Genomic DNA, 25,366 nt, shown 5'->3' on the forward strand with positions numbered 1-25,366 from the left:
GATGGGGCCAATTTATCGCCGCCGGGGCGATGAATAAAGTGGCCGCCATTCCCCGAATAGGAGCTCTCCATGAACCTGATGACCCGGCTGGCCGCAGCGCTGGCCCTGACCTTGGCCGCAACCGGCGCCCATGCCGCCAACGTGCTGGTGGTGCTGTCCGACGAAAACCACCTGGACCTGAAGGACGGCAAGGTGCTGTCCACCGGCTTCTATCTCAACGAGCTGATGCAGCCGGTCAAGCTGCTGCTGGACGCGGGCCACGAAGTGACCTTCGCCACGCCGCAGGGGCGGGCGCCGACGGTGGATGCGTCCTCGGTGACGCCGGCGTACTTCGGCAACGATGCCGCGCAGCTGAAGCTGCACAAGGAGCTGCTGGAGAAACTGGCGCTGACCTCGCCGACCGCCTCGCCGGTGGTCAGCCTGGCGCGCATCGAGCAACAGGGCTACGCGCGTTTCGATGCGGTCTACGTTCCCGGTGGCCACGCGCCGATGCAGGACCTGCTGAAGAGCCCCGCGCTGGGCCAGCTGTTGGCCGACTTCCACCAGCGCAACAAGACCACCGCGCTGGTCTGCCACGGGCCGATCGCGCTGCTGTCCACGCTGCCGGATGCAGATGGTTTCGTGGCGAAGCTGGAAGCAGGTGCGATGCCGGCCATGCCGAAGTGGATCTACAGCGGCTACCAGATGACGGTGATCAGCAACCAGGAAGAAGAGCAGGCCAAGCCGCTGCTGGATGGCGGCGAGATGAAGTTCTACCCGCAGACTGCGTTGGTGCGGGCGGGGGCGAGGTTCAGCAGCAATGCCGCGCCGTGGACCGGGCATGTGGTGGTGGATCGCGAGCTGATTACCGGGCAGAACCCGGCTTCGGCGCTGGAGGTGGGGCAGCGGTTGGTTGAGCGGTTGAAGTAAGGCGGGATCTGCATCGCATGCGGCGCCGTGGCACCATGGCGGACTGGTCTCGTCTTTGTGGGCGAGGCTGGTTACCCAGGGAAGCCATTTACTACGACATGCGAACGTCCGTCCTCTTCATTCTCTCCGCCTTGTGTCTGACCCTGTTGTCTGGCTGCGCCAGCGGGCCGGAGTATCACCATTACAGTCGCGAGATCACCAGCGCGTTCGTGGCCGACGACGGCAAGCTGTATCTGCTGCCTGTCTATGACGAGCCAATGCGCTTCGATGCGGCGCCGTTCCGTGATTACCGCGCCCTGATGGACAGCCCGCTGCGCGAGGCCGTGGTCTGCGCGCAGATGTACATCCGTGAGGACTGGCGTGTTCCGACTGACCGCACCAAGGTACATGGCAGCTACGCGTTGCTGCTGCGGCCCGAGCAGGTGACGCCGGAGCAAGCTGCCCAGTTCAAGCTGGAGCGGTTGGAGATCAGCCCACGAGTGGCCAAGGCCATCGACGAGTTGACGCGCCGGCCGTACATCCTTGAAGCGCGGACCCGCTACGAACTGGCGGCCGACCCGGACTGCAATCTTTCCAGGAAGGGCGGCAGCTATTACAGCGCGCTGTTCGAGGGTGATGGCGAGCGGGTGCAATTGCCGGACGCTGCTGCGCTGGCCGCGAAGGCGAAGCTGCCGCAGTCGATTACCGCGCGGGCTGAGCGGATCCAGCCGGACGATACGGACAAGCCGGGGGTTGGGACGGCGGCCGGGAAGGTGCTGGGCGCGGCGTTGGTGCCGGTGGCGGTTCCGGTGTTTGTGTTGAGCCTTCCGTTCCTGGGGCCGGATCATTGGAAGTGATGGGGCGTTGAGGGAGCGCCATCCACGCGTGGCGTGGATCTACTTGGGCATCGCCAATGCCTGAACGTTCACCCTGGAGATCTGTGTGCCAAGCACATTGGAAACTGTGTTGAAGACCGTAGGCTTGATTGTCCTTGCGGTGCTTCCGTTGTTGACCATCTGGTTCATCCAGCGGCGAAGGACCCAGCGAGCCCGTTCCGCGTTGGAATCTGGGCTGCGCTTGAACCCGCCTCGGCGGATTTCCGGTACGTCCATGACCTTGGTGATGGTTAATGGGAAAGAGGATCGAGAGCACTACTTCTTTGATACAGATACCTTCTATCTGCATCGGGGCCCAATGCCCACGGCGGTTCCGCTCACGCAGATCACCTCCGTCACCCGAACCTCCGATGTCATCTACGAGCGTTATGTCTGGCAGGTGTGCTTCAGCAAAGCAGCGGGCAGAAGGTGCGTAACGTTCACCAACAACCTGACGCTGTTCAACCGCGACTTCCTGCTCTTCCTGGAGGCGGTGCGGAAAGCCAATCCCTTGGCGACCGTTGATCGAGCGAGCGTCTTCTTCTAGGGTGTGTTTGAAATTCGGTATGAACGTGTCACTGTAATGGCATGACAGCGCGCAGCCACTGTTCGACCGACGTGATCGATGAGGAATGGGCGTTTGCTGCGCAATCGACGTGCGGGAGTGGCCCGCGCGCAGGCTATGACGGCTATAAACGCAAGAATGGAAGCAAGGTTCACATTGCCGTGGACACGCTCGGCCATATGTTGCCCGTACAGGTGATGCTGGCGAATGAGAAGAAGCGCGCGCAGGTTGGCACCATGGCTCGGAAGGTCCAGCATGTGACCGGTCAGGCCGTGAAACCGGCCTTTGTCAGCGAGCGCTATATCTGCTTCAAAGTTCGTAATGCGCTCTAGACAAATATCTGCGCCTGCTTGCGACCCATTTCCAACCAAGAATCGCAGCCACCTTTAGAGCACGCGTTGACCTCCGCACCCGCATGCATCCATGATGGCGTCATTCAGGATGAACTGGCTATGCGCTGCCTCGACTCAACGAATCCGCCAGAACAGGGCTGGTGAGCGCTATCCCGTCGACGCTGACTGCCTCTGTTGGCAGCGTCAAGATGGAGTCATAACATTGAAGAAGCGCATTGGGATGTTAATTTTGTCGCTAACGATGCTTATTCAATCAGCAGTCGCAGCAGAGCCCGACCAAGTGGCAACCCGCTTGCTCGATCACCTGGAGGCTGCGCGCATCGCTGAAGCCGAAGCAATGTTCACTCCACAAATGGCCCAAGCTGTACCGGCGGAATCTCTCAGCACCCTGTGGAACTCATTGGGGACTTTAAAGAGACGTGGCCAGGCATCGACCAGCAATCATGAAGACATGCAGTTGGTGTTGGTGCCGTTGCAGTTCAGCAATGGTCGATTTGTTGCACAAGTGGTGGTCGACAAACAGGAAAAAGTCGCCGGGTTAATGTTGAGGCCCGCCGCGCCCGAAAAAGCTCCACCGCCTCCAGCCAATGCCAACTACCATGACATCGATTTCGTCATTCCACAGGCGCGCGGTGCGCTTCCAGGCACGTTATCGCTGCCCAACGGAGAAGGTCCGTTTCCCGCCGTTGTGCTGGTGCATGGCTCGGGGCCGCAGGATCGTGACGAAACCGTTGGACCAAATCGGCCCTTCCTGGACATCGCGCGCGGTCTCGCTGCGCAGGGTATCGCTGTACTTAGATACGACAAACGAAGCTATGTGCGCCCCCAAGATCTTGATGGCGACTTCAACATCGATGATGAAACAACCGACGATGCGGTTGCCGCGCTCGCAGCATTGGGCGCTGATCGAAGCATAGATGGCAAGCGTCTGTTCGTGTTGGGCCACAGCCAAGGCGCGATGCTGGCGCCGCGCATCGCCCAGCGATCACCTGACGTGAGAGGGGCTGTCCTATGGGCCGCACCGGCGCGCAGCCTGTTGCAGATTATTCCAGAGCAGACCCGCCGCCTCCTGTCGGTAGACGGACAGCTTGGGGCGAAAGCGGAAGAGCAGTTGGCCATGCTGGATACACAAATCGCGGCTGCTTTGGGTGATCGGGAAGTTGAGGCCAGTAAGCTCCCGCTGGGTGTACCCCAATCCTTCTGGAAGAGCATCGAAGCAGTGGACGCGCGCAGCGATGCGAGATCGCTCCGGAAGCCATTACTGCTATTGCATGGTGGCCGCGATTTTCAGGTAACAGCTACTGACTGGCGCATGTGGAACGAATCGCTGGAAGGTGGGCGGGAAGTGGAATTGAAGGAGTACCCCGCACTCAACCACCTCGGCATTGCGGGCGATGGCCCGGCTTCCCCCCAGGAATACATGCAACCAGGACATGTGGACCCGGTAATGATCAGCGATCTCGCACGTTGGCTTAAAGCCCATATGTGATGCGGTTGCCGGGTCATGAAGCGCCCGTAGGGGTTCTCCAGTCAAACATGTAATCGAAGATATGCGGGGTTTCAATCTTCCGAAATATTCCTTAAGGTGGATCTGCTGTTTGGACCCGCCGTAGTGTCCACAGGCGGCCCGGATTGGCCCTTGCCAGTAAAATGGAGAAGCAAAAATGGATTTATGCGCTACCCAGGTGCTATCGCCCAGGACGCTGACGTTTATCACGACTTATCGCTGCACCGCAGCATGCGTTCAGTGCTGTTTCGAGTCGAGCCCGACGGTCAAAGGAAGGCTCAGTCGCGATGAGATGATCACAGCGCTTCATGACGCCAAAAGCTCCTTCCCGTCGCTGTCCGTCATCGTCTTCACCGGCGGAGAGGCGACACTTCTCAAGGACGATTTGATCAGTGTGATAGCCGAAGCGACATCGCTAGGGCTCGGCACGCGGATGGTATCGAATGGCTCCTGGGCGAAGACCCGATCTACCGCGAAGCGTTGGGCGGAAAAGCTATCAACCGCGGGATTGAAAGAGCTCAATATCAGCTCCGGCAAAGATCATCAGGAGTGGGTGCCTCATTCTTCGGTGGTGAATGCTGCCGAAGCTGGCCTGACTGCAGGACTCCGCGTCCTTGTGACGGTCGAGGCAGATACGGAAGACGGTCGAACAATGGCGACCTTCTCCGAGGATTCGACGGTCCGGAGGCTTCTGAAGGAGGGTTTGCAACTGCAGTCAAACAGCTGGATGGAGTTCAAAAGCGATCAGGCCAAGCGCGAGAATGCGGTTCCACAGCACATGCGCATGGCCCCGTGCCACCAGATCCATGACAACATCGTGATCACGCCCTACAAGGAAGTGGCTGCCTGTTGCGGACTGACACTTGAGCACATCCCAGAGATGAAGGTGGGGCGCCTCGAGGATGGCGTCAGCAGTGCTTATCTCTCTCAAGCGGACGATTTCCTCAAGTACTGGATCAGAGTGGACGGCCCTGCGGAGATCATCAGGCGCGTGATGGGCGAAGAGAAAGCCGATGAACTACTGAAAGGATCGGTGCACATGTGCCACGACTGCGCGGTGCTCCACAAGAACAGTGAAGTTCGCGCAAGACTTGAATCGGATTACCAGACGTTCATTCCAGAGGTAATGAGTCGCCACGCACTCGGCAAGGCAGTAGACACCCTTTCCCGGCAACAAGGAGCGTTCAAATGAAGCGACGGAAGTTCATCCAGTCCACACTCGCAGCCAGTGCTGCTGCATCAATTTCCGGGACGGCGATTGCCGCGGCCGACAAGCGGGTGTTTGGCACACCCACGAGCCTTACTGGCGGCACGGATGTCAACGCAACACGCATGCTTCTCCCTCTCTCGCGTAGCGGCATGCCTGCAGCCGGCTGGGATCACTGGTCCAAGTTGAGTGCCGCTGCTGTCGATATGTTTTCCGATGAGAAGAAGCGCTCGCTCTTCAACATCAACCCTGGTCGATATCTTTCCGCGCTTGGGTTCGACACCAGCAAAGAGACACTGGACGCGCCATCTCTGGCTCTGCTGGTTGCCCTATCGGACAGGGATGTACAAGACGCGGCTAAACGTCGTGACTATACGCAGATGTTGAGCTATCTCCAGGCATCTGGTGCGTTGACGCACCCAAAGGAAGACGTGCTCACCATGAAGATGCAGCATGCACTCCAGAGCAATATAGACATGATCCGCAGCGTGATGGAGCTTTCTGGGGACGAGTCGCCCGATGCCGAATCGGTACTCGCCTTCATCAAAGCTACTGACAAGCCTCCTACAACAGCAGACCTCGCGGCCCTGGCCAGTGTGGCTGAGCTTCTGCGGACAGCCCCAGGTCAGGCGGTTGTTGGCGCGGCTGTGATTGTGGTTGCGGCGGTTGACGCCATTGTTGGTGTGACTGTAGCTGTGGCTGCATTTACCATGGTTGCCGTTGTAAACAAGGTAGTGGTTGCCGGAAACGAGACCCAGATACCTTCATACAACCATGTGTTCAACGGTCAGCTGAGTCGACTTGACGGTGACATCTGCGACAGTTGCGACGTTGCACATCGGGCAGCTTCCATCCTGGGAGCACCCGGCCTTTACGACGAACATGCAAAACTCGTAATAAAGAACGAGGTCCGCTCGTTCCTGCGCGCGATGCGAAACGTCGGCCTTGTTACCTATGACGAAGATGCATTTGAGACGATTGTCGAGGCGACTTACGTTTACGGCATGCGGTCAATCTCGGCGGAGTAGTTCCTGATGATGTGCCGATCCACGCTGGACGTATCCCTGATTCACGCCTATGCGCTCCCTCTCGGCATATGCGTGGCGGCAGTTGTGGTTCTGATTGCAATATGGCTGGCACCCCGCTCTGGCGGGGTGCCAGCCAGAAATGTTGCGCTAGGTTCGGCGCTGGGCGTCGTTGTCGCCGTTGCTTTTGGCCTCGTATATCAAGCGCGGACAGCGTACATGGCCGTCGCAGATGGCCAGCTGATTGGATCTGCAGCGTTTGTCCAACTGCAGCTCCCGCTTTCCAGTGTCTCGTGGCAGGACGCTTCCGATGCTTCAAGGATTACGCTGCCTCACCGGCAACTTGGGACCAGTACAGGGGGCGTCGAGCTTGGCAAGTTCCACATGCGCAGCGGTCGCAACGTCTTCGTGCTGCGTACGGACCGTAGCTCTGTTCTCGTCACCGCCAGAGGGGATACTGACTTGATTCTGGACCGACGTCTTCACGACCAGCTCAAGGCATGCTTGGATCAGGTACGTGAGACCGGTGGCCATCGAGGAAGATCGCAATGATCAGCAAGAAGTACTGGTTTGCCAGGAAAAAGTACGGATGGGGCTGGGGGATGCCTTGCGCGTGGCAAGGCTGGCTGGTGTACGCAGTCGCATTCGGCCTGCTACTGGCGGGTCCGTTTCTGTTCTCTCCATTTCGCGAGCCCATCGCGTTTCAGCTCTACACATGGGCCGTAGTGTTGGCCCTTGTCCTCATCTGCTGGATGAAAGGCGCCCCGCCCGGTTGGCGGTGGGGGGAGTAGAACGGCCGCACAAGCTATTTGCGGACGTGTTCGATCCGCCGGGCAAAGCATGGATGCATTGCCCTTGTGGAAGTCGGACAGCATCGCCAGCAGGCCACGGCTGCGCCCCCTCTGAGGTGTACCTTCCGTTTTGAATGAACGCTGGACACTTCCCTCGGTGGGCACCCAACGCGTTCTAACCGTTGATTGACCAAGGTAACGTCGCTTAAAGGGCGGGCCGGTGAAGCTACACTGGCTGCCTATGCCCGATGGAGTCACGCCCATGTTCAGTGGAAAGGTCGCGGTGGTTACCGGATCCACCAGCGGTATCGGCCTTGGCATTGCCACCGCGCTGGCGCGGCGAGGCGCCGATATCGTGTTGAACGGATTCGGCGATGCGTCGGAGATCGAACACATCCGTTCCAACCTGGAAGCTGAGTTCGGCATACGGGTGGCGCATGATGGCGCCGATCTTTCCCGTGGCGAGGCGGTACGCGGAATGATTGACCACGCCGTTGCGAAGATGGGGCGCATCGACATCCTGGTGAACAATGCAGGTATCCAGCACACCGCGTCGATCGAGGAATTTCCCATCGAGAAGTGGGATGCGATCCTCGCGTTGAATCTCTCGGCGGTGTTCCATGCAACGGCGGCCGCCTTGCCCCATATGAAGCAGCAGGGCGCCGGCCGCATCATCAACATTGCGTCGGTACATGGGCTGGTGGGCTCGGTGAACAAGTCGGCCTATGTGGCGGCCAAGCATGGCGTGGTGGGGTTCACCAAGGTGACCGCGCTGGAGAACGCGGGCACCGGCATCACCGCCAATGCGATCTGCCCGGGCTGGGTGCGGACGGCGCTGGTCGAGCGGCAGATCACCGCGTTGGCCGAGCGCGAAGGCACGGATCAGGAATCCGCCGCGCGCGCGCTGCTGGCTGAGAAGCAGCCTTCGTTGCAGTTCGTGACGCCCGAGCAGCTGGGCGAGATGGTGGTGTTCCTGGCCTCGGACGCTGCGGCGCAGATTACCGGCACGGCGCTGCCGGTGGACGGGGGCTGGACGGCGCGCTAGCTGGCGGGCTGTGCCCGTCGTTGCAGCATCGGCAGCGCCACCAGCGTGGCGAGAATGGTGAACAGCACCAACGACGCACCCACCGTGCCGAAGCCCAAGCCGCCCTTTTCCAGTGGCTTGGTGAGGAGGTCGCCGAAGGTGGCACCGAACGGGCGGGTGAGCACGAAGGCGATCCAGAACAGGATGACCCGGTTGATGCCCTTGATGCGGGTGGCCAGTGCGGTGAGCGCGATGAGGCTGCCGATCAATAGCGCGCCGCCGGTGAAGCCGAGCCCGGAATCGTCGGCGAGGAAATCGCCCAGGGCGGTGCCGAGCGTGTTGGAGAACAGCACGGCGGTCCAGTAGAAACCTTCGGCGCGGCGCGATGCGATGTTGCTGACCGAGATCGACTTTTCCGACAGGCGCCACGCCAACAGCACCAGCGCCAGGCAGCCGGCCAGCAGGCTGGCGCCGGTGGCGTAGCCCAGGCCGAGCGTGCGGTCGAGCAGGTCGGACATGGTGGTGCCGGCGGTGCTTGTGGCCAGCACCACCGACCAGAACAGCAGCGGATGGAAGCGTCGCGCGGACAGCTGCACGGCCAGCAGGCCGGCGAAGACCGTGAGCAGGATGGCCGAGCTGGCCACGTAGCCCAGGTTGAGCGTCATCGACAGCAGATCGCCCGCGGTCTCGCCGAGGGTGGTGGCGGCGATCTTCATCACCCAGAAGCCGAGGGTGACCGCCGCCACTTTGCTGTGCAGGGACTCTGCGTCTGAAGCACTCATCGAAGGTCGCCAAGGATGCCTGCGGGCGATCGTGTCGGTGCGCGCGTCGGAACGCGGTCGAAGCGGCCTTCGTATTGCGTCAACCTATTGCCGCGATTCAGCTAGCCGGCAGCACTCGGCTTCGCAAACACATCCAACCCCTTGCCCGTCTCCAACAACGACTTCAGGCTCGACAACACGATCGGCCAGCCCTGGCGGATGCCGGTATCCATGCCGCTACCGGGCTCCAGTTCGTCGTGGGTAACGGTCAGCCGCACCATGTCCTGGTAGGGCACGATGTCGAAGGTGACGCGGCTGTAGGCATCGGGGTTTTCCGCCTGCGAAGCGGCGGCCCAGGTGATGACCAGCCGCGAGGGCGGGGTGCTTTCCACCACTTCGCCGACCAGCTCGACCGAGCGCGTTTCGTTGGCGCGCACATGCTGCCAGCGCGAGCCGGGTTTCCAGTCCGAGACGTTCTCGTGGCCCCAGTAGCGGCTGGCGATCTCGGGCCGGGTGATGGCCTCGAACACCTTCTGCGGTGTGGAGGCGATGTAGATCACGTGGATGAAACGGGTGGATTCTGCGGTCATCGTCATTCTCCTTCCAGTTCCTGTTTGAGGTCATGCAGCAGGCTCAGGCGCTGCTGTTCGAACTTGCGTACCCAGCGCTCGTAGACTTCATGTAGTGGCACCGGGTTGATGAAGTGCAGCTTCTCGCGACCACGGCGCACGGTGCTGATCAGGTTGGCGTCTTCCAGCAGGCCGAGGTGCTGGGTGACCGATTGCCGGGCCATCTGCAGGTGCTCGCAGAGCTGCCCCAGCGTCTGCCCGTTGCGCTCGCACAGCAGGTCCAACAACGTGCGGCGCGTGGGGTCGGCCAGGGCCTTGAACACCTTGTCTGCATCCATGGGGGCCTTCAGTTCCAGTTGTCGATCTTGACGTCGTGCGGGCTGGGTTGGCCGCGCCCGGTCTCCAGCAGGGATTTCAGACTCATCAGGAAGATGGCCCATTTGGTGCTGCAGTGGTGCATGAATTCCACGCGTTCTTTCCAACCTTCATGGCTGAACAGCACGATGCAGCATTCGCCGTCCTGGTGCAGGGCGAAGCGCGCGGTGGTGCCGATCCATTCCGGTGGGCCGTCGATGAATTCCCACAGCACCAGCTCGTTCGGCTGCAGCTGCAGAAGCTTCATCTGCATGGCGCCGATTTCCTGGCCGTTGGCGGTGAAGCGGGCGGTGATTGTGCCGCCGATGTGGCGGTCGCCGGTGGTGTCTTCGGCCCACCAGGCGGCGATGCCTTCGGGGGTGGCCAGGGCCTGGTAGACCTGGGCCGATGGGGCCTTGATGCCGACTCTGTGAGCGATATCCACCATGACTGTGGCTCCACGATGGGCGGCGGGGTGCCGTCCGTGGGATCACAATAGGCAGGTAAATGCCTGCATGTCAACTCCGCCGCCGTGAACGCCCGGCCGTGGTAGTGCCAGCCGCTGGCCGGCACCCTGGTGGAGTTGGAGGATTGCAGCTGCCGGCCAGCGGCCGGCACTACCGGTTGGCGGCGCGCAATGGACTTTTGGCCGTGGTGATGCCTGGTGCGCGGCGGCATTCTGGGCGGAGCCGGGTGATTGCAGCCGTTCGGGTTCGTTGAATGAAAGGAGTACTACGCGTGAGTGATGCTGGAAAAGAGGCGCTGACGATCCGTCGCGCCAGCGCGGCCGATGCGCCTGCGGTGCTGGAGTTGTTCGATGAAGTGATTGCGTGGTTCGTGGCCATCGGCAATCCGCAGCAGTGGGGTACCGAGGCGTGGTCGTCCATTCCGCGCCGCATTACCCAGGTGACCGATGCCTGCGCACTGCCCGGTGCGTGGGTGGCGGAAACCGCGCAGGGTGAGGTGCGTGCGTTCCTGGCGTTGGGCGAGGCCATGCCCTATGTGCCCGCGGCGACCGAGCCGGAGCTGTATGTACGCGTGTTGATTGCTTCGCGCGATGCGCGGGTGCGTGGCATCGGCCGGCGTTTGATGGCGTTCGCGGACGAGCAGGCACGCGCAGCGGGATTGGATTACCTGCGCGTGGATTGCTATGGCGGTGGCAGTGGCGAGCTGGTGCGCTTCTACGAATCGTGCGGTTACGAACGGCTGTCGACCTTCAACGTGGATGGCTGGCCGGGGCAGGTGTTGGGCCGCCGTCTGTGACCTGGCGGCGTCTCAGTTCTCTGCGTCCTGTAGTGCTGCATGCAGTTTGTCGGTGATCTGCTGCAGCGCGGCCAGGTCATCGGCTGAGAGGTGGTCGAGGAAATTCCGGCGCACGCTGGCGACGTGTACCGGCCGCGCTGCGCTCAGCTGGGTGCGGCCTTCTGCAGTCATGCGGATCACCACCACGTTGTCACTGTCGGTGTCGCGCTCGATCAGGCCACGGCCGGCCATGCGGGTGAGCTGGTGCGAGAGGCGCGTCTTGTCCCATTCCAGGTAGTCCAGCAGTTCCCGCTGGCGGCGGCAGCGGTCCTTGGCCTTGCTCAGTTCCATCAGCACGACGAAGTCGGCACTGGAAAGCCCGGTGCTGCGGGTGATGTCGTGGACGATGCGGCCGGAGGTGATCTCGGCCATGCGCCGGAAGCCGCGCCAGGCGGCCCACTCGTCAGGGGTGATGGTGGGTGGGGTCATGCGCTCACGTTGCCCGGGACGGGTTGACGTGTCAACCCGAACGTTCTACGGTTGATATATCAACCAAGATGCAGGCCGCTCCATGCCACACCCTCCACGTATTGCCATCATCGGCGCGGGGCCCGCCGGCCTGACCGCTGCGCTCATCCTGCATCGCGGCGGCCATCGCGCGAGCGTGTACGAGGGCGAGTCGTCCGGGCAGCAGCGCACCCAGGGCGGCACGCTGGACCTGCACGAGGACTCCGGCCAGGTGGCGCTGCAGCGCGCTGGTCTGCTGGAGGCGTTCCGGGCGGTGGCGCGCCATGAAGGCCAGGAGGAGCGGACGGGCGACCCGTGGACTGGAGCGATTGTCGCCGGTGGATTCGGGCCGGAGGGCAGCATGGACAAGCCGGAGATCGACCGCGGCGACCTGCGCCAGCTGCTGCTGGACGCGTTGCCGGCCGACACGGTGCAGTGGGGCCACTGCTTGACCGAGCTGGCGCTTGCGCAGGCAGGATCCCACAGTCTGCGCTTCGCCAATGGTGTGCAGGCCGAGGCCGACATCGTGATCGGTGCCGATGGCGCATGGTCGAAGGTGCGCACAGCCCTGAGTGCCTGCCAGCCGTTGCCGACCGGCATTACCTTCTTTGAAGGATGGATCGCGCAGCCGGCGGCGGATATCGCGGCCATGGTGGGTCAGGGCAGCCTGTTCTGCTTTGGCGGCGAGGAAGCGCTGTTCGTGCAGCGCAACAGCGGCGATCGATTCTGCGTGTACGCGGCGCTGAAGCGGCCCTCTGATTGGCTTGATGCGCAGATCGCGCAGCAAGGCATGCGTGCGCCGGTGACCGGCAGCTACATCGGCTGGGCACCGAACCTTCGGCGGCTGCTGGAGGCGTGCACCGACTTCGTGCGGCGGCCGATCTACAGCCTGCCGGCGGATTTCCGTTGGACACCGCGCAACGGCGTGACGCTGATCGGCGATGCTGCCCATCTGATGCCGCCAGTGGGTGTGGGCGTGAACCTAGCGATGCTGGACGCGTCGGATGTGGCGATGGCGGTGTGCGCGCATCCGGATGCAGTGAGTGCTATCCGCCAGGCCGAATCCGTGGTCTGCGAGCGCGCCTGCGCGCTGATGCCGGACGCCATACAGGGGTTCCAGCGCTGGTTCACTACGGAGTCGACGGCTGACGGCGGTTGAGGCCGCTGGAAATGCGGGGACAGCAAGCACCTGCGTCACTGCGTCGCAGCCTATCTGCAGGATGCGGTACATCGGATCAGCGCTAGAGTGGGGGCTACCCCCTCCAGGAAGGAGCAACGCATGTACTACAGCAGTGGCAACTACGAAGCCTTCGCGCGTCCGCGCAAGCCCGCCGGTGTCGATGGCAAGCGCGCGTGGTTCGTCGGTTCGGGCCTGGCCTCACTTGCCGGCGCCGCGTTCCTGGTGCGCGATGGCCGCATGGCCGGTGAGCGCATCACCATTCTCGAGCAGCAGCAGATTGCCGGTGGCGCGCTGGATGGCCTGAAGGTGCCGGAGAAGGGTTTCGTGATCCGCGGTGGCCGCGAGATGGAAGACCACTTCGAGTGCCTGTGGGATCTGTTCCGCTCGATTCCGTCGCTGGAGATCGAGGATGCCAGTGTGCTGGACGAGTTCTACTGGCTGAACAAGGACGACCCGAACTATTCGCTGCAGCGTGCCACGATCAATCGCGGCGAGGATGCGCATACCGACGGCCTGTTCACCCTGAGCGAGCAGGCGCAGAAGGACATCATCGCGCTGTTCCTGGCCACTCGTAAGGAGATGGAGAACAAGCGCATCAACGAGGTGCTGGGCCGGGACTTCCTGGACAGCAACTTCTGGTTGTACTGGCGCACGATGTTCGCGTTCGAGGAATGGCACTCGGCGCTGGAGATGAAGCTGTACCTGCACCGCTTCATCCACCATATCGGCGGCCTGCCGGATTTCTCGGCGCTGAAGTTCACCAAGTACAACCAGTACGAATCGCTGGTGCTGCCGCTGGTGAAGTGGCTGCAGGAGCGCGGCGTGCGGTTCCAGTACGGCACTGAAGTGACCGATGTTGACTTCGACCTGCAGGAGGGCCGCAAGCAGGCCACGCGCATCCACTGGACGCGGGACGGCCAGGCCGGTGGCGTGGACCTGGGCGCGGACGATCTGGTGTTCATGACGATCGGCTCGCTGACCGAGAATTCCGACAGCGGCGATCACCACACCGCTGCGCACTTGAATGAAGGCCCGGCACCGGCGTGGGACCTGTGGCGGCGCATCGCGGCCAAGGATGCGGCGTTCGGGCGCCCGGATGTATTCGGCGCGCATATACCGGAAACCAAGTGGGAATCGGCGACGGTGACCACGCTGGATGCACGCATTCCGGCGTACATCGAGAAGATTGCCAAGCGCGATCCGTTCAGCGGCAAGGTGGTGACCGGCGGCATCGTGAGCGTGCGCGATTCGCGCTGGTTGATGAGCTGGACGGTGAACCGCCAGCCGCACTTCAAGAACCAGCCGAAGGACCAGATCGTGGTGTGGGTGTATTCGCTGTTCGTGGATACGCCGGGCGATTACGTGAACAAGCCGATGCAGGACTGCACGGGCGAGGAGATCACCCGCGAGTGGCTGTACCACCTGGGCGTGCCGCTGGAAGAGATCGATGAACTGGCTGCTACCGGCGCGAAGACGGTGCCGGTGATGATGCCGTACATCACCGCATTCTTCATGCCGCGCCAGGCCGGTGACCGCCCGGATGTGGTGCCGGAGGGAGCGGTGAACTTCGCCTTCATCGGACAGTTCGCCGAATCGAAGCAGCGCGATTGCATCTTCACCACCGAGTATTCGGTGCGTACACCGATGGAAGCGGTGTACACGCTGCTGGGTATCGAACGTGGCGTGCCGGAGGTGTTCAATTCCACCTATGACGTGCGCTCGCTGCTGGCCGCCACCGGTCGCCTGCGCGATGGCAAGGAACTGGACATTCCAGGCCCGGCGTTCCTGCGCAACCTGCTGATGAACAAGCTGGACAAGACCCAGATCGGTGGCCTGCTGCGCGAGTTCAAGCTGGTGCAGGAAGACTGATCGGGGCATCGGTAGCGCCGGGCCATGCCCGGCGTCTTGCGCCGCAGTGGCCGCTTCGCTCGCCGGGCATGGCCCGGCGCTACCGCAATGCTGCGCCGTCGGTCGAGCAGGTAAGAGGTTCCCAGGCGTCAATGTTGTCGCCCATCGACGCCAGCTTCGCGCGTACCTGCTGCAGTGCGTCGCTGCCCAGCAGCAGGTGGCTGGGCGGGGCATCGCTGTCGATGATCTGCAGCATGGCTTGTGCAGCCTTCACCGGATCACCCAGCTGGTGACCACTCTTTGCCTCACGCGCGCTGCGGATGGGGTCGAACAGGGCATCGTAGTCTTCAATGCTGCGCGGTGCCCGCGCCATCGAGCGGCCCGCCCAGTCGGTGCGGAATGAGCCCGGCGCGACGGCAGTGACGTGGATGCCGAACGGAGCAACCTCCTTGCCGAGCACTTCGCTGATGCCTTCCAGGGCGAACTTGCTGCCGCAGTACCAGGCGATGCCGGGCAGGGTGATGAAGCCGCCCATGGATGTGATGTTGAGGATGTGGCCACGGCGGCGCGTGCGCATGTGCGGCAGCACGGCCTTGATCAACGCCGCAGGGCCGAACACGTTCACTTCGAACTGATGCCGCAGCTCGGCCAGCGTGGATTCTTCGAGGATGCCTTCGTGGCCGTAACCGGCGTTGTTGACCAGCACGTCGATGCTGCCGACGTTGGTTTCGATATCGGTGACGAGCGCATTGATGGCGGCGGTATCGGTCACGTCCAGCAGGCGGCCGAGCGCGCGGCCGGGCGCCAGCGTTTCGAACGCGTGGCGGGCGGTTTCGTTGCGCACGGTGCCGACCACGCGATGACCCGCCAGCAGTGCCTGCTGGGCGAGGGCACGGCCGAAGCCGCTGCTGGCGCCGGTGATGAGGAGAAGGCGGGATGGGGACATGGGGAGGCGCTCACGGTGGACAGGGCTTGCACGTTAGTGCTTGAACGGTGCCCGCCCCAGGCCTAGGATTCGACCATTCTTGCCTATTCCTCTGGAGTGCCAGTGGTCGATTCCCTGCAGCGGCAGGTGCAGGCGCGCATGGTCGGCCTGCTGAAGACGCTGGCGGTGGAGGAGGGCTATACGCTCACTCCGCTGCCGGGGGTGCGGCTGCTGCGCTCCGACCGGCCCTTGGCGCGCACGCCGGTGTTGTACGACCCCGGCATCGTGATCGTCTGCCAGGGCGTGAAGCGCGGCTACCTGGGCGGGCAGATCTACCAGTACGACGCGCAGCACTATCTGGCGGTGTCGGTGCCGGTGCCGTTCACGATGGAAACCGATGCCTCTGCGGAGGCGCCGCTGCTGGCGATCTACCTGCATCTGGATCTGCAGTTGGCGGCAGATCTGCTGATCGAACTGGGCGAACAGGTAGGCACATCGCAGGCACCGGCACAGAGCATGATGTCCAGCCCGATGCAGGCGCCGATGCAGGCCACGGTGCTGCGCCTGCTGGAAGCGCTGGCCGACCCGCTCGAAGCGGCCGTGCTGGCCCCGGCGCTCGTACGCGAACTGTACTTCCGCGTGCTGACCGGTGCGCAGGGCGGTGCGATGCGGGAGGCGCTGGCCATGCGCGGCCGCTTCGGCAGCATCGGCAGGGTTCTGCGTACGATCCACGCCTCGTATGCCACTGCGTTGGACGTGGGCCAGCTGGCGGCCGAGGCGGGCATGAGTGTGGCCACCTTCCATGACCACTTCCGCGCGATTACCGGCACATCGCCGATGCAGTACGTGAAGTCCACCCGCCTGCATCAGGCGCGGCTGCTGATGCTGCGGGAGGCGATGACCGCCGAGGCCGCATCGCTGGCGGTGGGGTATGCCAGCCCGTCCCAGTTCAACCGTGAGTTCAAGCGGCTGTTCGCGCTGCCGCCGGCGGCCGAGGTGGCGCGGATGCGGCGCAGCTTTGCGCTGCCACCAGCGCCAGCGGATGCGGTGTACGTGTCTTCGCATTGAGGCGCAATCGAAGGTCACGTTGCCAGCAAGCCGGCCAGCGGTGGGCTCTACCGGGGACGATGCCTCGCGAGAGCGGCAGTGGATGGTTGACAGGGAATCTACCTACTAGTAGGTTAAGTGCCATGAAAGAGTCGCTCTCCCCCAAGGCCCAGGAAATCCTGGCCCACGCTCGCTCGTTGCTGGAGGCCGGTGGCTACAACGGTTTCAGCTACGCGGATGTGTCGGCGCGGGTGAACATCAGCAAGGCCAGCATCCATCACCATTTCCCCAGCAAGGCGGACCTGGTGCGCACGGTGGTTGAACTGTATCGGGCCGAGGCACGCGAGGGCCTGGCGCTGCTGGACCGGCAGCTGGATGACCCGCTGCAGGAGCTCAACGCCTACGTGGACTACTGGTCCAGCTGCATCGCGGGTGGCACGTCGTCGTTCTGCATCTGCGCGATGCTGGCGGCGGAGACGCCGATGATGCCTGCGGAGATTGCCGATGAAGTACGGGGGCATTTCGAGGATCTGAGCGGGTGGCTGACCGTCACACTGGAAAAGGGTGCCGCGCAGGGCCAGTTGCGACTGCAGGGTTCGGCTGTGGACGAGGCCAAGGCGTTTATGTCATCGGTGCATGGCGCGATGCTGGCAGCCCGTGGTTTTGGTGATGCGGCGGCGTTCGCGACGCTCGCGCGGTTGGCAATCGCGCGGGTGAGTGCGGCCACCTGAGGTGATGTGTAGTGGCCTGCGGCAGCGCGGGCCTTCTTTTTTGCATCCAATGCCTACCTACTAGTAGGTTTATTTAACTGATGGAGATTCCCATGGCACATCCGCTTTCCCTTCCCGGTGCGATCCATACCGCCATCAGCCTGGTGCCGATCTTGGCTGGCCTGTATGGCTTCATCCGCTACCGGGCGATCGATCCCGGCACGCGCTCGGGCAGGGTTTATCTGATCGGCCTGGTGCTGTCGGTGGCGACCTCGTTCACCGTCTCCAGCACGGGCGGGCTCAATCCGGGCCATGCATTCGGTGTGATCGTGCTGCTGGTGGCCTTTGGCGGTGTGCTGGCGGCACGCCTGAGCTGGCTGGGACGCTCGGCGCGTTACCTGTCGACGTTCGCGTTGTCCTTCAGTTTCCTGCTGTCATTGGTGCCGGGCGTAAACGAAACGCTGACGCGCTTGCCGCTTGCGCATCCGCTGGCAGCAGCGCCGATGGCACCGGTGGTGCTGCAGACACTGCTCGGCTGCCTGGGCGTATTCGTGATCGGTTTTGCGGGGCAGTGCTGGCGAATCCATCGACGCGCCATCCGGTCGTGAACCCTGCCGGCCAGCGGCCGGCACTATCTGGAATCAGCAGCCCACCAAGCGGTCCGCACCGATGCCACTGCGATGATGGCTGCGGTATTCGGTGGGGCTGGCATCCACCTGCAAACGGAAGTGGCGGCGGAACGATTCCTGCGAACCAAAACCGGCCTGCTCTGCGATCCATTGCAATGGCCGGTCGGTGGTTTCCAGCAGGTCGCGGGCGAAGGCCACGCGCTCACGGATCAGCCAGTCGATGGGCGACAGGCCGGTGGCTTCCAGGAACTGACGTTGCAGGGTGCGCTGGCTGAGTGAGGCCTGCTCGGCAAGGCTGCCGAGTGAGTGTGGCTCGCGCAGGTTGCGGCGCATCCATTCCATCAGCTTTGCCAACCGCGTTGGCTCGCCATTGGGAATGGCCCGGCTGACGCGCTGGCTGCGCCCGGCGTCACGCCATGGCGCCAGCACCAATCGCTCGGCAACCAGGTTGGCCACGCGGGCACCGTAATCCTTGCGCACCATGTGCAGCATCATGTCCATGCCGGTGGCCGAACCGGCCGAAGTGATGATGCTGCCGGCGTCCACGTACAGCACATCCTCGCGCACATCGATGCGCGGAAACTCGCGTGCCAGCGCTTCGGTGAGGCGCCAATGGGTGGTGGCCTGGCGGCCATCGAGCAGCCCGGCCCAGGCCAGCACGAACGCACCGGAGCAGATCGAAGCGATGCGCGCGCCGCGTGCGTGGGCGCGGATCAGTGCATCGAGCAGTGCCTGCGGCGGACGTTCGCTGGGCTCGCGCCAACCAGGGATGACGATGATGTCGGCATCATCGACGCTGCTGAGATCGTAGGGCAGCTGCACCTGGGTGCTGCCGAGCATGCGCAGCGCACCGGGCTCGCCTGCGCACAGCTGGGTGCGGTACCAGGCTACGCCCAGCTCTGGCCGCACGGGGGCGAACAGGCCGACCGCACAGCCGAACTCGAACAGCCCCTGGCCGTGGCAGGCGACGATGGCAACGAGCGGCGCGGTGGGATCGGCGGGTGGGCTGGGCATGTCCTGATGCTACGGGGGTGGTGCGTGGCGCTGCGTGGTGCGAGGGCATGAGGTGATACCGGGTGGGTATATGGAGGCTGGGGTCAGAGCCCTTTCCTTTGGAAAGGGATCCGACCCCGTGCGTGTGGGCTGCCTAACGTCATTACCAGCGGTCATGTGGATGGCCGGATATGACGGTTGGGTGACGTGATCCCGCCTGTCGCGGCAGGTGAACAGGCCCTTGAATGGAAGCGTGTTTCCGGCCCACCCCGACGAGCCCACATGCCTGCCGCCCACGCCCCTGTCCTGAGCACTCTCGCTGTTCTGATCACAGCTATTCTCGCCGCCACACCGAGCCATGCGGCTGAAGCCGATGCAGATCCTGCTACCACCGCCGCGACGGCCAACGTGGCGGCCTCCACGCTGGATGCGGTGGTGGTGACCGGCTCACGCACCAGCACGCGCACGGTGAAGAACAGTTCCACACCGATCGATGTGATCTCCGCCGGGGACCTCGCTGCTACCGGACAGGGCAACCTGCTCGAAGCGTTGCAGCGCAGCCTGCCGTCACTGAGCCAGATCGGTGGCTACCAGAGCGACCAGGAAAGCCTGATCCGCGGTTACCAGCTGCGCAATCTGTCACCGGGCTACACGCTGGTGCTGGTCAACGGCAAGCGCCGCAACGCCAGCGCCTATGTGAGCGGGGCCAATGGTGGCGGATTCCCCGGGCATGCCTGGGCTGACCTGGCGCTGATTCCGGTGTCGGCCATCGACCACGTGGAAGTGCTGCGCGATGGTGCCTCGGCCATCTACGGTTCGGACGCGATCACCGGCGTGGTCAACGTGATCCTGAAATCGCAGGCACACGGTGGCGATGTGTCGGTAGAGAGCGGGCAGAGCACCGATGGCGATGGTTCGCGTACCAGCGTGCGTGCCAACGTGGGCCTGCCGTGGGGCGAGGATGGCTTCGTCAACCTGTCCGGCGAGACCACCCGCCAGCATCATGCAATCCGCAGCCGCCGCTACATCGACGGCTATCTGAGCTATCCGGCGGTGGATGGCAATGGCAATCTGGTGGCATTGCGGCCGAACAACCGGTTGCCTGCGGGTGCGTCGCCGAACCCGGCGGAAGCGAACCGCAATGCCGAGGCCAACACCATCCTCAGCTCGCCGTCGTATGCGTTGAAAGCGTTCGCGGTGAACGTGGGCCATGGCCTGGGCGAGAGCGCGCAGTTCTACGCCAATGCTACGGCCAGCGATCGCACCGCGCAGGCGATCCAGAACTTCCGCCTGCCGGCGACCATCTTCACTACCTACAAGGCACCTGGCGTGCTGAGCGTGTTTCCCGATGGCTTCCTGCCGGTGCTGGAAACCAAGGAAAAGCAGTACACCGGTACGGCCGGGGTAAAAGGCCAGATCGCTGGCTGGGACTACGACGCCAGCCTGACCGGTAACCGCAGCACGGTGCGCACCTACACACGCAACTCGGTGAACTACTCACTGCCGTACCCCGGTTCGCCCACCGACTTCTACGACGGCAAGCTCGATTACCAGCAGGGCATCGCCAACCTGGACCTGCGCCGTGGCTTCGAGGTGGCGGCATTTGCTTCGCCGCTGGAAGTCAGCGCCGGCGCCGAGTACCAGCATGAACAGTACGAGCGCGGGGCAGGGCAGTGGGAGTCGTACACCGGCTTCGGTGCCGCGGCCTTCGTCGGCTATTCCACTGCGGATGCGGTGAAGGCGACCCGCAACAGCAAGGCGGTGTACGCGGGTGCGGCCACCAACATCACCTCGCGCTGGTACCTGGATGCGGCCGCGCGCTGGGAAGACCATTCCGACTTCGGCAGCGTCTCCACCGGCCGCCTGACCACGCGCTTCGACTTCACCGATGCGCTGGGCGTGCGCGCCACGGTCAGCAACGGCTTCCATGCGCCCAGCCTGGGTGCGCAGTACTACCAGGCCACCGGCAGCTGCCCGTGCGGTACCACGCTGGTGGCGCAGGTGTCTTCGCCGGCGGCGATTGCGTTGGGCGCCACACCGCTGAAGCCGGAAAAGGCCACCAACTACAGCCTGGGCGTGACCTGGGACCCGAGCCCGGCCTTCCACCTGGCAGTGGATGCCTATCAGATCGACATCCGCGGCCAGCTCGGTCAGTCCAGCCAGATCGGCTACAACGCGCAGGATCCGGCGCGCGTCACCGACAACAGCGGCACGGTGCTGAGTGCGGTGCAGAAGAACACGATCGATGCACTGCTGGGTTCGGCCGGCATCAGCATCCTGCCGGGTGATGCGTTCTACGCCAGCTACTTCACCAACGTGGGCAACACCCGCACACGCGGTGTGGAGCTGACCCTGGAAGCGAACCAGGAAACGGCGTGGGGCAAGCTGCGCTGGAGTTACGCGGCCAACGTCGGCCGCACCACCATCCAGAAAGTCAGCGACATTCCGGCGGCGCTGCAGGGGCTGCCGAACATCAACCTGCTGACCAAATCCAGCGAGTACGCGCTGCGCTTCCGCACGCCCAGCTATACGCAGGTGGCGGGACTTGGCTGGCAGAACGGACGCTGGCGCTCGAATGTGGACTTCACCTACTACGGCCCCATCAAGCGCCTGAACAACGGCGTGGAGTACAAGCAGCCGCCGGTGCTGGTGACCAATCTTTCCGGTGCTGTGGAACTGGGCGCGGGCTGGAGTGCGGCGCTGGGCATCAACAACGTGTTCGACAAGCGCACCCGCAAGGTGCCGGAGTATGCGCGCAGTGCCACCGATGTGGCCAGCATCCAGACCACGTGGGACAGCGGCGATGTGCTGGGCAACGTTGGTACGTACTGGTATGGGCGGATCAATTACCGGTTCTGAGGTTCAGGCGAAGCGTCGCCGGGCATGGCCCGGCGCTACGAGGAGGGGGTCATGTCTTCTGCATTGAGGGTGGTTGCATTGGTGGGGTCGCCGACCAGCTCGGCGACATCGCGCACGTTGCTGCTGGTGCGTCATCTGCTGGACTCGCTGCAGCAGCGGGTGCATGTCAGCGTGGAGCTGGTGGAGCTGGCACCTATCGCGCGCGCGCTGGGCCAGTCGCTGTCGCGCGGCGAGGCAGAGCCGGCAGTGGAGCAGGCATTGCAGACCATCGAGGCGGCAGAGCTGCTGGTGGTGGCCGCGCCGGTGTATCGCGGCTCCTATCCTGGGTTGTTCAAGCACCTGGTCGACTTCATCGGGCTGGAGGCGCTGGTGGATGTGCCGGTACTGCTGGCAGCCACCGGCGGCAGCGAGCGACATGCGCTGGTGATCGACCACCAGCTGCGGCCGTTGTTCAGTTTCCTGCAGGCGCACACGCTGCCGATCGGGGTGTATGCCACAGCGGCCGACTTCGAGGGCGAGCACATCAACAGTGCCGCCCTGCAGGCGCGCATCGAACTGGCGACCGAGCGCGCAGCCGGGCATCTGGCCGCGCAGGCGCTGACTGTTCCGGCGCCGCTGCGACGTATTGCCTGACGCCATAACCGGCGGCGCTTTGCTTATGGCTACACCGCATCTGCATGGCCGGATCTGACCGCCGATTGTCGCCAGGCATCGCTGCTGCGGCCGTCGGCATCTCTAGCATCGATATCGAAGCGGCATCGCATTGCCGGCCCCGATGAGGACGACCCCAGTGACCTTCGACGCAGCAAGCAAACCCATCCTGTTCCTGCTCGACCGTGAGTTCGAGGACGGCCAGATTCCCGGCCAGCGCTTTTTCTGCCGGCACAGCCTGTTGCTGGAGGGCGCGCTGTCGAGCATCGACGGCCTGGACGCGCAGCTGGACGTGCGCCGCATCGGCTTCGCGCGGCCGCGCCGTGAGGTGATTGCCGAGATCGGCGAGCAGGACCAGTCGCTGCCGAAGCTGGTGCTGCCGCAGGGCGTGCGCAGCGAGCTCGCCAGTGGCGCGCACCAGGACCGCCAGTACATCTCCGGTGCCGAGCCGATCCTGGCTGCGCTGAACGGGTTGCTCGGCATTCCCGTGGCCCACCCCTGAGCGAGGACGTAACCATGAGCTATCAGATCAGCGTGTTGGACAAGAGCCCGGTGGCCGAGGGCGCTTCGCCGGAGCAGGCACTGCGCAACAGCCTGCAGCTGGCGCAGCGCGCCGAACAGCTGGGCTACCACCGCTACTGGTTTGCCGAACACCACGCCGCACCGACGCTGGCCAGCCCCGCACCGGAAGTGCTGGCGGCCTGGGTGCTGGCGCAGACCCGGCGCATCCGCATCGGCAGTGGTGGGGTGATGCTGCGCCACTACGCGCCCTACAAAGTGGCGGAGAACTTCAATCTGCTGGCGGCGTTGGCGCCGGGGCGCGTCGATCTGGGCGTGGGCAAGGCCCCCGGTGGCCTGCCGGCCTCGACTGCCGCGCTGGCGGCCGGGCGCCCGGCGTTCGCCGACTTCGATCAGCAACTGCGCGACCTGGAAGGCTATCTGTCGGGGGCAGACACCGAGGCGCTGGCCCGACCGGTGCCGCAGCAGGCGCCGGAGCGCTTCCTGCTCGGGGCCAGCCCGCAGAGCGCGCAGCAGGCGGCCGAACTGGGCTGGCGCTTTGTCTATGCCGCTCATTTCGATGGTGAGCCGAAGCACATCGAAGCTGCGTTCGATGCCTACCGCAGCGTCTCCTCGCAGCCACCGTTGCTGGCCACGGTGGCCTTCGCCGCGCCGACGGCCGAAGCCGCAGCCCGCCATATCGGTGCACTGCGCGTCTACAAGCTGCACCTCGGTCCCGGGCAGACGGTGAACCTACCCAGCCCCGAAGCAGCTGCCGAGTACGCGCGCCAGGTGGGCGTGGCCGACTTCCGCATCGAGGAGACACGCCCGAGCGTGTTGTCCGGTGATGCGCAGCACGTGCGTGACGAACTGGACGCGCTGCACCGCCGCTTCGGCGTGGGTGAATTCATTCTCGATGCGCCGGTGGCCGACCTCGACGCACGCCTCACATCCCTTGAACTGCTGTCGCCCGCGCCGCGCGCGGCGGTGGCCTGACCTGCAGGAGCGATTCCCATGAGCACGACCCCGCGCCACATTCCGTTCGGCATCATGCTGCAGGGCCCCGGCAGCCACATGCATGCCTGGAAGCATCCGTCCAATCCGGCCGATGCCAGCGTCAACCTGCAGTTCTACATCGACATCGCGCGTACCGCCGAGGACAACGGCATCGCCTTTGGTTTCGTGGCCGATGGCCTGTACATCAACGAGAAGTCGATCCCGCACTTCCTCAACCGCTTCGAGCCGATCTCACTGCTGTCGGCGCTGGCCACGGCAACGAAGAAGATCGGCCTGGCCGGCACGCTGTCGACCTCCTACAGCGATCCGTTCACCGTGGCCCGGCAGTTCGCTTCGCTGGACCTGCTCAGCGGCGGCCGCGCCGGCTGGAACGTAGTGACCTCGCCACTGGAGGGCTCGGGCCGCAACTACGGTCGGCCGCATCCGGAGCACGCGCTGCGCTACCAGATCGCCGACGAGTACCTGGACGTGGTGCAAGGGCTGTGGGATTCCTGGGATGACGATGCCTTCGTGCGTGAGCGCGACAGTGGCACGTTCTTCGCGCCGGAAAAGTTCCGCCGCCTCGACCACAAGGGACGCTTCTTCCAGGTGGAAGGGCCGCTCAACATCCAGCGCTCGCCGCAGGGCCAGCCGGTGATCTTCCAGGCGGGGTCGTCCGACGATGGCATCGCGCTGGCTGGCAAGTACGCCGACGCGGTGTTCACCCACGCGCCGTCGCTGGAGGAGACCCGTGCGTTCACCCAGAAGGTGAAGAACTCGGCGATCGCCCATGGCCGCAGCGCCGGTGACGTCAAGATCTTTCCGGGGATCGGCCCGATCGTTGGCCGTACGGCGGAAGAAGCCGAGGCCAAGTACCAGGCGATTGCCGCGCTGGCCGGGCTGGACGATGCCCTGGCGTATCTCGGCCGCTTCTTCGACCACCATGATTTCAGCCAGTACGACCCGGATGCACCGTTCCCGGAGCTGGGTGACATCGGCGCCAATTCCTTCCGCTCCACCACCGACCGCATCAAGCAGGACGCGCGCGAGCAGGGCCTGAGCCTGCGCCAGGTGGCACTGCAGGCGGTGAGCCCGCGGCCGAACTTCATCGGCACGCCGGAACATGTGGCCGACGAACTGATCCGCTGGTTCGACGCCGGCGCCAGCGATGGATTCATCCTCGGCTTCGCCGCGCAGCGCGAAGGCCTGGATGATTTCGTAACGCTGGTGCTGCCCCTGCTGGAAGCACGCGGTTACCACCGCAGTGCGCTGGAAGGACAGACCCTGCGCGACCACCTGGGCCTGCCACGCAAGGCAAGCCGTTACAGCACCGACGCCGAGCCGGCGCGGAAGGTGGGATAA

Annotated in this window: 26 protein-coding genes; 19 read left to right on the plus strand and 7 right to left on the minus strand. The window is 63.9% G+C overall.

The features are described from left to right. Nucleotides 1-69 precede the first annotated feature (69 nt). The 8 genes from ACZK2G_RS09115 (at nt 70) to ACZK2G_RS09150 (ending at nt 8,256) form a co-directional block, all read left to right on the plus strand. Nucleotides 70-909, plus strand: coding sequence for a type 1 glutamine amidotransferase domain-containing protein (locus ACZK2G_RS09115; protein ID WP_478475292.1), 840 nt, complete (start codon nt 70-72; stop codon nt 907-909). Nucleotides 910-1,007: 98 nt separating this feature from the next. Next, nucleotides 1,008-1,745, plus strand: a complete 738-nt coding sequence (locus ACZK2G_RS09120) for a hypothetical protein (protein WP_478475294.1) — start codon at nt 1,008-1,010, stop codon at nt 1,743-1,745. 106 nt (nt 1,746-1,851) lie between these two features. Beyond that, nucleotides 1,852-2,310, plus strand: a complete 459-nt coding sequence (locus ACZK2G_RS09125; protein WP_478475296.1) for a hypothetical protein — start codon at nt 1,852-1,854, stop codon at nt 2,308-2,310. Between the two features lie 41 nt (nt 2,311-2,351). Further along, complete coding sequence (locus tag ACZK2G_RS09130; RefSeq protein ID WP_478475298.1) at nt 2,352-2,660, plus strand: transposase; 309 nt, start codon at nt 2,352-2,354, stop codon at nt 2,658-2,660. A 223-nt stretch (nt 2,661-2,883) separates the two neighbouring features. Next, entirely contained in the window at nt 2,884-4,170 is a 1,287-nt protein-coding gene (locus ACZK2G_RS09135) for an alpha/beta hydrolase (protein WP_478475299.1), read from the plus strand. A gap of 175 nt (nt 4,171-4,345) precedes the next feature. Beyond that, complete coding sequence (locus ACZK2G_RS09140) at nt 4,346-5,380, plus strand: radical SAM protein (RefSeq protein WP_046982881.1); 1,035 nt, start codon at nt 4,346-4,348, stop codon at nt 5,378-5,380. After that, the gene (locus tag ACZK2G_RS09145; RefSeq protein ID WP_046982880.1) at nt 5,377-6,423 is read left to right on the plus strand and encodes a hypothetical protein; all 1,047 of its coding nucleotides are present in this window, start codon (nt 5,377-5,379) and stop codon (nt 6,421-6,423) included. Before ACZK2G_RS09140 ends, ACZK2G_RS09145 begins: the two co-directional genes overlap by 4 nt. A gap of 1,050 nt (nt 6,424-7,473) precedes the next feature. Next, a complete protein-coding gene (locus tag ACZK2G_RS09150) occupies nt 7,474-8,256 on the plus strand; it encodes a 3-hydroxybutyrate dehydrogenase (protein ID WP_478475302.1) in 783 nt (260 codons plus the stop codon). On the opposite strand, the gene ACZK2G_RS09155 is transcribed toward ACZK2G_RS09150, so the two are convergent. From ACZK2G_RS09155 to ACZK2G_RS09170, 4 genes are all read right to left on the minus strand, one after another. Then, on the minus strand, nt 8,253-9,017 hold the full coding sequence (locus tag ACZK2G_RS09155; RefSeq protein WP_478475304.1) for a COG4705 family protein: 765 nt from the start codon (nt 9,015-9,017) through the stop codon (nt 8,253-8,255). The two genes, ACZK2G_RS09150 and ACZK2G_RS09155, sit on opposite strands and share 4 nt — an antisense overlap. A gap of 101 nt (nt 9,018-9,118) precedes the next feature. Then, entirely contained in the window at nt 9,119-9,586 is a 468-nt protein-coding gene (locus ACZK2G_RS09160) for an SRPBCC family protein (RefSeq protein ID WP_046982875.1), read from the minus strand. 2 nt (nt 9,587-9,588) lie between these two features. After that, nucleotides 9,589-9,903 carry an ArsR/SmtB family transcription factor gene (locus ACZK2G_RS09165; RefSeq protein ID WP_046982874.1) on the minus strand — a complete coding sequence of 105 codons (315 nt, stop codon included), beginning with the start codon at nt 9,901-9,903 and terminating at the stop codon, nt 9,589-9,591. An 8-nt stretch (nt 9,904-9,911) separates the two neighbouring features. Further along, nucleotides 9,912-10,367, minus strand: a complete 456-nt coding sequence (locus ACZK2G_RS09170) for an SRPBCC family protein (protein WP_478475306.1) — start codon at nt 10,365-10,367, stop codon at nt 9,912-9,914. Nucleotides 10,368-10,657: 290 nt separating this feature from the next. Between ACZK2G_RS09170 and ACZK2G_RS09175 the strand changes: the two genes are divergently transcribed. Beyond that, on the plus strand, nt 10,658-11,182 hold the full coding sequence (locus ACZK2G_RS09175; RefSeq protein WP_136638694.1) for a GNAT family N-acetyltransferase: 525 nt from the start codon (nt 10,658-10,660) through the stop codon (nt 11,180-11,182). Between the two features lie 12 nt (nt 11,183-11,194). On the opposite strand, the gene ACZK2G_RS09180 is transcribed toward ACZK2G_RS09175, so the two are convergent. Next, on the minus strand, nt 11,195-11,650 hold the full coding sequence (locus ACZK2G_RS09180; protein ID WP_099783733.1) for a MarR family winged helix-turn-helix transcriptional regulator: 456 nt from the start codon (nt 11,648-11,650) through the stop codon (nt 11,195-11,197). Between the two features lie 82 nt (nt 11,651-11,732). On the opposite strand from ACZK2G_RS09180, the gene ACZK2G_RS09185 reads away from it, so the two are divergent. Together ACZK2G_RS09185 and ACZK2G_RS09190 are read left to right on the plus strand one after the other, a co-directional pair. Further along, nucleotides 11,733-12,827 carry an FAD-dependent oxidoreductase gene (locus ACZK2G_RS09185; protein ID WP_478475309.1) on the plus strand — a complete coding sequence of 365 codons (1,095 nt, stop codon included), beginning with the start codon at nt 11,733-11,735 and terminating at the stop codon, nt 12,825-12,827. Between the two features lie 120 nt (nt 12,828-12,947). After that, the gene (locus tag ACZK2G_RS09190) at nt 12,948-14,717 is read left to right on the plus strand and encodes an oleate hydratase (protein WP_046982869.1); all 1,770 of its coding nucleotides are present in this window, start codon (nt 12,948-12,950) and stop codon (nt 14,715-14,717) included. 79 nt (nt 14,718-14,796) lie between these two features. Here ACZK2G_RS09190 and ACZK2G_RS09195 read toward each other — a convergent pair whose 3' ends face one another. Beyond that, entirely contained in the window at nt 14,797-15,642 is an 846-nt protein-coding gene (locus tag ACZK2G_RS09195; RefSeq protein ID WP_478475310.1) for an oxidoreductase, read from the minus strand. Nucleotides 15,643-15,744: 102 nt separating this feature from the next. Between ACZK2G_RS09195 and ACZK2G_RS09200 the strand changes: the two genes are divergently transcribed. The 3 genes from ACZK2G_RS09200 to ACZK2G_RS09210 all read left to right on the plus strand — a co-directional run bounded on the left by ACZK2G_RS09200 (nt 15,745) and on the right by ACZK2G_RS09210 (nt 17,986). Continuing rightward, the gene (locus tag ACZK2G_RS09200; protein ID WP_337303035.1) at nt 15,745-16,689 is read left to right on the plus strand and encodes an AraC family transcriptional regulator; all 945 of its coding nucleotides are present in this window, start codon (nt 15,745-15,747) and stop codon (nt 16,687-16,689) included. Nucleotides 16,690-16,811: 122 nt separating this feature from the next. Further along, nucleotides 16,812-17,399, plus strand: coding sequence for a TetR/AcrR family transcriptional regulator (locus tag ACZK2G_RS09205; RefSeq protein ID WP_478475312.1), 588 nt, complete (start codon nt 16,812-16,814; stop codon nt 17,397-17,399). A 92-nt stretch (nt 17,400-17,491) separates the two neighbouring features. Next, nucleotides 17,492-17,986: a hypothetical protein gene (locus ACZK2G_RS09210; RefSeq protein ID WP_046982867.1), complete on the plus strand. Its 495-nt coding sequence runs from the start codon at nt 17,492-17,494 to the stop codon at nt 17,984-17,986. A gap of 33 nt (nt 17,987-18,019) precedes the next feature. Here the strand turns inward: ACZK2G_RS09210 and ftrA are convergent, their stop codons facing one another. Continuing rightward, complete coding sequence (gene ftrA / locus ACZK2G_RS09215; protein WP_046982866.1) at nt 18,020-19,021, minus strand: transcriptional regulator FtrA; 1,002 nt, start codon at nt 19,019-19,021, stop codon at nt 18,020-18,022. A gap of 261 nt (nt 19,022-19,282) precedes the next feature. Between ftrA and ACZK2G_RS09220 the strand changes: the two genes are divergently transcribed. The 5 genes from ACZK2G_RS09220 to ACZK2G_RS09240 all read left to right on the plus strand — a co-directional run bounded on the left by ACZK2G_RS09220 (nt 19,283) and on the right by ACZK2G_RS09240 (nt 25,366). Further along, the gene (locus tag ACZK2G_RS09220; protein WP_478475314.1) at nt 19,283-21,859 is read left to right on the plus strand and encodes a TonB-dependent receptor plug domain-containing protein; all 2,577 of its coding nucleotides are present in this window, start codon (nt 19,283-19,285) and stop codon (nt 21,857-21,859) included. 51 nt (nt 21,860-21,910) lie between these two features. Beyond that, nucleotides 21,911-22,492, plus strand: a complete 582-nt coding sequence (msuE, locus tag ACZK2G_RS09225) for an FMN reductase (RefSeq protein ID WP_046982864.1) — start codon at nt 21,911-21,913, stop codon at nt 22,490-22,492. Between the two features lie 142 nt (nt 22,493-22,634). Next, nucleotides 22,635-23,012, plus strand: coding sequence for a DUF3088 family protein (locus tag ACZK2G_RS09230; protein ID WP_219626372.1), 378 nt, complete (start codon nt 22,635-22,637; stop codon nt 23,010-23,012). Between the two features lie 14 nt (nt 23,013-23,026). After that, nucleotides 23,027-24,004: an MsnO8 family LLM class oxidoreductase gene (locus ACZK2G_RS09235; protein ID WP_241882104.1), complete on the plus strand. Its 978-nt coding sequence runs from the start codon at nt 23,027-23,029 to the stop codon at nt 24,002-24,004. Between the two features lie 18 nt (nt 24,005-24,022). Further along, nucleotides 24,023-25,366, plus strand: coding sequence for an LLM class flavin-dependent oxidoreductase (locus ACZK2G_RS09240; protein WP_478475316.1), 1,344 nt, complete (start codon nt 24,023-24,025; stop codon nt 25,364-25,366).

This window comes from Stenotrophomonas sp. 107298_Sma, assembly GCF_056480345.1.

Excerpts from the sequence above, each read along its gene's own strand:
- ACZK2G_RS09115 (WP_478475292.1), top strand. The coding sequence starts at position 70 with ATGAACCTGATGACCCGGCTGGCCGCAGCGCTGGCCCTGACCTTGGCC.
- ACZK2G_RS09120 (WP_478475294.1), top strand. The coding sequence starts at position 1,008 with ATGCGAACGTCCGTCCTCTTCATTCTCTCCGCCTTGTGTCTGACCCTG.
- ACZK2G_RS09130 (WP_478475298.1), top strand. The coding sequence starts at position 2,352 with ATGACAGCGCGCAGCCACTGTTCGACCGACGTGATCGATGAGGAATGG.
- ACZK2G_RS09140 (WP_046982881.1), top strand. The coding sequence starts at position 4,346 with ATGGATTTATGCGCTACCCAGGTGCTATCGCCCAGGACGCTGACGTTT.
- ACZK2G_RS09145 (WP_046982880.1), top strand. The coding sequence starts at position 5,377 with ATGAAGCGACGGAAGTTCATCCAGTCCACACTCGCAGCCAGTGCTGCT.
- ACZK2G_RS09150 (WP_478475302.1), top strand. The coding sequence starts at position 7,474 with ATGTTCAGTGGAAAGGTCGCGGTGGTTACCGGATCCACCAGCGGTATC.
- ACZK2G_RS09155 (WP_478475304.1), bottom strand. The coding sequence starts at position 9,017 with ATGAGTGCTTCAGACGCAGAGTCCCTGCACAGCAAAGTGGCGGCGGTC.
- ACZK2G_RS09160 (WP_046982875.1), bottom strand. The coding sequence starts at position 9,586 with ATGACCGCAGAATCCACCCGTTTCATCCACGTGATCTACATCGCCTCC.
- ACZK2G_RS09165 (WP_046982874.1), bottom strand. The coding sequence starts at position 9,903 with ATGGATGCAGACAAGGTGTTCAAGGCCCTGGCCGACCCCACGCGCCGC.
- ACZK2G_RS09170 (WP_478475306.1), bottom strand. The coding sequence starts at position 10,367 with ATGGTGGATATCGCTCACAGAGTCGGCATCAAGGCCCCATCGGCCCAG.
- ACZK2G_RS09180 (WP_099783733.1), bottom strand. The coding sequence starts at position 11,650 with ATGACCCCACCCACCATCACCCCTGACGAGTGGGCCGCCTGGCGCGGC.
- ACZK2G_RS09185 (WP_478475309.1), top strand. The coding sequence starts at position 11,733 with ATGCCACACCCTCCACGTATTGCCATCATCGGCGCGGGGCCCGCCGGC.
- ACZK2G_RS09190 (WP_046982869.1), top strand. The coding sequence starts at position 12,948 with ATGTACTACAGCAGTGGCAACTACGAAGCCTTCGCGCGTCCGCGCAAG.
- ACZK2G_RS09195 (WP_478475310.1), bottom strand. The coding sequence starts at position 15,642 with ATGTCCCCATCCCGCCTTCTCCTCATCACCGGCGCCAGCAGCGGCTTC.
- ACZK2G_RS09205 (WP_478475312.1), top strand. The coding sequence starts at position 16,812 with ATGAAAGAGTCGCTCTCCCCCAAGGCCCAGGAAATCCTGGCCCACGCT.
- ACZK2G_RS09210 (WP_046982867.1), top strand. The coding sequence starts at position 17,492 with ATGGCACATCCGCTTTCCCTTCCCGGTGCGATCCATACCGCCATCAGC.
- ftrA (WP_046982866.1), bottom strand. The coding sequence starts at position 19,021 with ATGCCCAGCCCACCCGCCGATCCCACCGCGCCGCTCGTTGCCATCGTC.
- ACZK2G_RS09220 (WP_478475314.1), top strand. The coding sequence starts at position 19,283 with ATGCCTGCCGCCCACGCCCCTGTCCTGAGCACTCTCGCTGTTCTGATC.
- msuE (WP_046982864.1), top strand. The coding sequence starts at position 21,911 with ATGTCTTCTGCATTGAGGGTGGTTGCATTGGTGGGGTCGCCGACCAGC.
- ACZK2G_RS09230 (WP_219626372.1), top strand. The coding sequence starts at position 22,635 with ATGAGGACGACCCCAGTGACCTTCGACGCAGCAAGCAAACCCATCCTG.
- ACZK2G_RS09235 (WP_241882104.1), top strand. The coding sequence starts at position 23,027 with ATGAGCTATCAGATCAGCGTGTTGGACAAGAGCCCGGTGGCCGAGGGC.
- ACZK2G_RS09240 (WP_478475316.1), top strand. The coding sequence starts at position 24,023 with ATGAGCACGACCCCGCGCCACATTCCGTTCGGCATCATGCTGCAGGGC.